The sequence below is a fragment of the Bradyrhizobium sp. DOA1 genome, from assembly GCF_001593325.1.
GTDB lineage: Bacteria > Pseudomonadota > Alphaproteobacteria > Rhizobiales > Xanthobacteraceae > Bradyrhizobium.
Window position 1 is genome coordinate 3,622,862 of record NZ_JXJM01000001.1, and the last position, 3,447, is coordinate 3,626,308.

General features: G+C 66.3%; 3 protein-coding genes. 1 reads left to right on the plus strand and 2 read right to left on the minus strand.

What is annotated here, in order from left to right; translation table 11 throughout:
- On the plus strand, nt 1-476 hold a 476-nt coding region (locus SE91_RS17285; protein ID WP_156490016.1), incomplete at its 5' end, for an ABC transporter substrate-binding protein.
- A 161-nt stretch (nt 477-637) separates the two neighbouring features.
- Here SE91_RS17285 and SE91_RS17290 read toward each other — a convergent pair.
- Both SE91_RS17290 and der read right to left on the minus strand, forming a co-directional pair.
- Nucleotides 638-1,891, minus strand: coding sequence for a TCR/Tet family MFS transporter (locus SE91_RS17290; protein WP_061848432.1), 1,254 nt, complete (start codon nt 1,889-1,891; stop codon nt 638-640).
- The gene (gene der / locus SE91_RS17295) at nt 1,888-3,270 is read right to left on the minus strand and encodes a ribosome biogenesis GTPase Der (protein WP_061848433.1); all 1,383 of its coding nucleotides are present in this window, start codon (nt 3,268-3,270) and stop codon (nt 1,888-1,890) included. The genes SE91_RS17290 and der overlap by 4 nt, the downstream gene beginning before the upstream one ends.
- Nucleotides 3,271-3,447 lie beyond the last annotated feature (177 nt).

Below are 3,447 nucleotides of genomic sequence, written 5' to 3' on the forward strand. Positions count from 1 at the left end.
AGAAGCTCGCGGCGCTGCTGCTGTTCATCAACGACGTGCACTCGCTGGGCCTCAAGACCGCGCAGGGCCTGACCTTCACCGAGTCGTTCTACTGGGACCTGAATGACAAGACCCGCGAATGGTCCAAGCGCTTCGCGGCGCAGGCCAGCAAGAACGCGATGCCCTCGATGACCCAGGCCGGCAATTACGCCATGGTGCTGCATTATCTGAAGGCGATGGAAGCGCTCGGCGGCAATCCGCGTGATGGCGCCAAGGTCGTCGCCAAGATGAAGGAGCTGCCGACCGACGATCCGCTGTTCGGCAACGGACCTCTGCGCCAGGACGGACGCCGCCTCATCCCGGCCTATCTGTTCGAGGTGAAGAAGCCCGAGGAGTCGAAGGGCCCGTGGGACTATTACAAGCAGATCGCCACGATCGCCCCGGAAGACGCGGCCAAGCCGCTCAAGGACAGCGACTGCCCGCTGGTGAAGAAGTGACCGCGTAGCGGTCATCGCAAAGGTCTTGACGACGTCATGCCCGGGCTTGTCCCGCCTGCGCGGCCGAAGCCGCTTCGGCGAGGCGAAGGCCCGGGCATCCACGTTTGAGGCCAGAGAGACAGAACGTGGATGGCCGGGACAAGCCCGGTCATGACGGACAATCAGCTTTCCTTCGCCCCGCCCAACGTCCGCACCGCGATCGCGACGCACACCACCATCAGCACCGCAGCGAGCAGGAAGGGCGCGCCGGGTAGATGCAGCGGCGCGCTGGCGCCGATGAAATAGGAGAATGTCAGCGTGAACAGGAACGGGCCGATGAGCTGCGATACGCTCTGCACGCTCGCGGTCGCGCCCTGCAACTGGCCCTGCTGATCGGGTGCGACCAGCCGCGTCATCAGCGCTTGCGAGGCGGCGCCGGAGATGCCCCATAGCGCTAGAATGGGAATGCCGAGCCAGGACAGCGGTCCCGTCGGCGCAGCGCCCAGGACGACGAAGCCGAGCGCGCCAGCGCACAGACCGAGCAGCAGCGCGTTCCGCTCGCCGAGCGCGCGCACGATCGGGCCGATCGCAAGCCCCTGCACCACCATGGCGCAGATACCGACCATGGCGAGCGTCAATCCTACGGTCTTGGAGTCCCAGCCGTAGCGATAGGTCGCATAGAGCACGAAGGTCGAGGGCAGGACGACATGCGCGACCTGCGCGATGAAGTTGACGACCGACAAGGCGGCCAGCACGGCATTGGACCGCAACAAATTCAGTGCCCCGACCGGATTGGCGCTGCGCCAACGGAACGGTGCACGTTTGTCGGGCGCCAGCGATTCCGGCAGCACGAAGAGCCCATAGAGCGCATTGGCGAAGCTTAAGACTGCCGAGGCCCAGAACGGCAGGCGCGGATCGACATCGCCGAGCAGGCCGCCGAGCGCCGGCCCCAGGATGAAGCCGGCGCCGAAGGCCGCGCCTATCCTGCCGAAAACCGCCGCGCGCCGTTCCGGCGGCGTGACGTCAGCGATATAGGCGAACGCTGTCGAGATGCTCGCTGAGGTGATGCCGGAGATCACGCGGCCGATGAACAGCCAGAGCAGCGACGGCGCCAGCGCCATCAGGACGTAGTCGGCCGCGAGCCCGAAATTCGACAGCAGCACCACGGGCCGGCGTCCGAAGCGATCCGACAGCGCGCCGAGCAGCGGCGAGAACACGAATTGCATCAGCGCCCAGGCGGTGCCGAACAGGCCGAAGATGCGCGCCGCGTGCGCGGTGTCGTTGTCGACGAAGCTCTCGATCAGCTTGGGCAGGATCGGCATGATCACGCCGAGCGCGAGCATGTCGAGCAGGATGGTGACGAAGATGAAGGCCACCGCGCCGCGCCGGATCGGCGCCGCGCCTTGCGCTGTCGCCTCGCCGGAGCCGTCGCTCACGACGGCCGCTTGCGCTTATGCGCGAAGGGATTGGCCTTTTCGCGAAGCGTGATGCGCACCGGCGTGCCAGGCAGTTCGAAAGTCTCGCGCATCGAGTTGGTGAGATAGCGCAGATAGGATTGCGGCACCGCATCGGCACGCGAGCAGAACAGCACGAAGCTCGGCGGGCGCGCCTTGGTCTGGGTGATGTAGTTCAGCTTCAGCCTGCGCCCGGAGACGGCCGGTGGCGGATTGGCCTGGATCGCCTGTTCGAACCAGCGATTGAGCGCAGCCGTCGGCACGCGCCTGTTCCAGATCGCATAGGCGTCCTGGATCGCCTGCATCAGGCGATCGATGCCCTCGCCCATCAGACCCGAGACGGCGACGATCGGCACGCCCTTGAGCTGCGGCAGCCAATGGTCGGCGTCGCGGCGCAGACCCGAGATCGCTCCGCCGCCCTTGGTCTCCATCAGGTCCCATTTGTTGACGGCGAGCACCACCGCCCTGCCCTCGCGCTCGATCAAATCGGCGATGCGCAGATCCTGCTCCTCGAAGCGGTTCTGCGTGTCCATCATCAGCACCACGACTTCGGCAAAGCGCACCGCGCGCAGCGCGTCCGCAACCGAGAGCTTCTCCAGCTTCTCCTCGATGCGCGAGCGCCGGCGCAGGCCCGCGGTGTCGAACACACGGAAATCGCGGCCCTTCCAGTTGATCTCGACCGCGATGGAATCGCGCGTGGTGCCGGCCTCCGGGCTGGTCAACAGGCGCTCCTCGCCGAGCAGATGGTTGATCAGCGTCGACTTGCCGGCATTGGGCCGGCCGACGATGGCGACCCGGATCGGACGCGTCGCGGCCTCTTCCTCCGAGATCGGCGCGTCGTCCTCGTCCTCATCCTCATCGACCGGCTCGGGCATCAGCCTGGCCAGCGCGTCATAAAGCTCGCCCATGCCCTCGCCATGCTCGGCCGAGATCTGGATGGGATCGCCGAGGCCCAGCGCGAAAGCTTCCATCGCGCCGGCATCGCCGTGCTTGCCTTCGCTCTTGTTGGCGACCAGCAGCACCGGCTTGTTGGCCTTGCGGGCGAAATCGGCGAAGGCGCGATCGGTGGGCGTCAGGCCGACGCGGGCATCGATGACGAAGAACAGCGCGTCGGCCTGCGCAATCGCGGTCTCGGTCTGCTCCTGCATGCGCGCGGTCAGCGAGCCCTTGGCCCCCTCGTCGAGGCCGGCGGTATCGATGATGGTGAACTCGAGATCGCCGAGCCTGGCCTCACCCTCGCGGCGGTCGCGGGTGACGCCCGGCAGGTCATCGACCAGCGCGAGCTTCTGCCCGACCAGACGGTTGAACAGCGTCGATTTGCCGACATTGGGCCGGCCGATGATGGCGATCGTGAAGGACATCGGTCATTCGTGCGCTGCCGGGGCTGCGCCTGTCAATGCAACGAGACTAATTGTTTGAGCATGATCTTTTCGGAAAACCGCTTCACACTTTGCGCTGCGCGGCCCTCCGGGTCCGGATCATGCTCTATCGCGAGAAGCTGCCGCTGGGCAGCGGCGCCGGGAAGGCGCTCTGCGACT